Source organism: Falsiroseomonas oryziterrae (genome assembly GCF_021864505.1).
GTDB classification, from domain to species: domain Bacteria; phylum Pseudomonadota; class Alphaproteobacteria; order Acetobacterales; family Acetobacteraceae; genus Falsiroseomonas; species Falsiroseomonas oryziterrae.
Genome location: NZ_JAKJIB010000553.1, coordinates 1 through 1,513 on the forward strand (window position 1 = coordinate 1; position 1,513 = coordinate 1,513).

The following is a 1,513-nucleotide window of genomic DNA, read 5'->3' on the forward strand; positions in this document are numbered from 1 at the left end:
GACGCCGCGGTGGCGGAGGCCGCGGCGCGCGCGCTGGCGCCCGCCGACCTGGAGCGCACCGACCTGCGCGGGCCGGAGGCCGACATGGCCGCCTCGGCTGTCGCGGTGATCCCCGGCGTGCGCGCCGCGCTGCTCGACTGGCAGCGCGACTTCGGGCGGCGGCACGGCGCGGTGTTGGATGGCCGCGACATCGGCACGGTGATCTTCCCCGACGCGCCGGCCAAGCTCTTCGTGACGGCCAGCGCGGAGGCGCGCGCGACGCGCCGCTGGCTGGAGCTGCAGGGCAAGGGCGTGGCCCGCGACCTGGCGGATGTCGCCGCGGAACTCGCCGCGCGCGACGCGCAGGATGCCTCGCGCAGCGCGGCGCCGATGAAGCCCGCGGCCGATGCGATCATCCTCGACACCACTGATCTCGACGCCGAGCACGCCTTCCAGATGGCGCTGAAGCTGGTGCGCTCGCGGCTCGGCTGAGCCGCTCAGCCGTCGCGCAGCACCGAGGCCCGCGCCGCGTCATGCGGCAGCGCGCAGCCCGTCGCGCGCGCATAGGCGGCGGCGAAGGCTTCCCGCTCCAGCGCCTCGCACTCGTCGAGGTAGCGCAGCAGGCGCCGCTCGGCGCGGGCGCTGCTGCCGGTCTGGCGCCGAAAACAGCGCCACAGCTTCAGCGCATTCACCGTCCAGGCGTCATAGGCGTGCACATGCAGCCGCCGGCGGATCGCCGGCGGCAGCGCGTCGAAGGCCGCCCAGTCGTCGCCCGGCCAGCGGCGCCACATCCGCTCGCGCTCCGTCACGTCGTTGAGGGGCAGGTCGCCGACGGGCGGGGGCGGCATGGCGGGTCCGGGGGTCTTGCTGGACATGTTATGTTATTACATAACATCGACGCGTCCGCGCGAGGAGACCCGCATGCCCGCCCTGACCCTGGAGGCCCGCCCCGCCGCGATGCCGGACCCGCTGGGCCGCATCCCGGTCGTGGTCACCGGCGCCGAGCCGGAGGCGCTGGTGGAGATCCGGCGGCCGGAGGTGAACCTGGCCGTCTGGACCCGCGACCTGCCGCCGGGCCTCGACGGCCGGCTGCGCGCGCTGGCGGAGGCCGCGCCCTTCACCGCTCTGGCCGAGGACCTGCCGGAGGCGGCCGTGGACGCGCTGGCCGCGCAGCTGCCGCACCCGGCACCGCTGGCGCTGCTGCAGGACATCCGCGCGCTCGCCACCGCCTTCGCCGCGATCGCGCGGACCGGCGGCGCGGTGCGCATCCGTCTCGAGGGCATCGACGACGAGGGCTGCCATCGCTGGCACGCGGACGCGGTCGGGCTTCGGCTGCTCTGCACCTATCACGGGCCGGGGACGGAATGGCTGGCGCTGGCGGGCGGGGCGCGCGTGGCGCGCGGGCTCGACCCGAAGGCGCTGCCCGTCGCGCCGGGCCGGCTGGCGCTTTCCGCCGCGGCGATCCTGAAGGGCGAGGCCTACCCCGGGAATGCCGGCTTCGGCTGCATCCACCGCTCGCCGCCCGCCGCGCCCG

At 76.3% G+C, this 1,513-nt stretch carries 3 protein-coding genes; 2 read left to right on the forward strand and 1 reads right to left on the reverse strand.

All coding sequences use genetic code 11. The features are described from left to right. Positions 1-471: (d)CMP kinase (locus L2I40_RS23055; RefSeq protein ID WP_237217694.1), on the forward strand; the 471-nt coding region annotated here is incomplete at its 5' end. A gap of 5 nt (positions 472-476) precedes the next feature. Here the strand turns inward: L2I40_RS23055 and L2I40_RS23060 are convergent. After that, on the reverse strand, positions 477-854 hold the full coding sequence (locus L2I40_RS23060; protein WP_237217695.1) for a DUF6525 family protein: 378 nt from the start codon (positions 852-854) through the stop codon (positions 477-479). 46 nt (positions 855-900) lie between these two features. Between L2I40_RS23060 and L2I40_RS23065 the strand changes: the two genes are divergently transcribed. Then, a partial coding sequence (locus tag L2I40_RS23065; RefSeq protein WP_237217696.1) for a DUF1826 domain-containing protein occupies positions 901-1,513 on the forward strand: 613 nt, incomplete at its 3' end.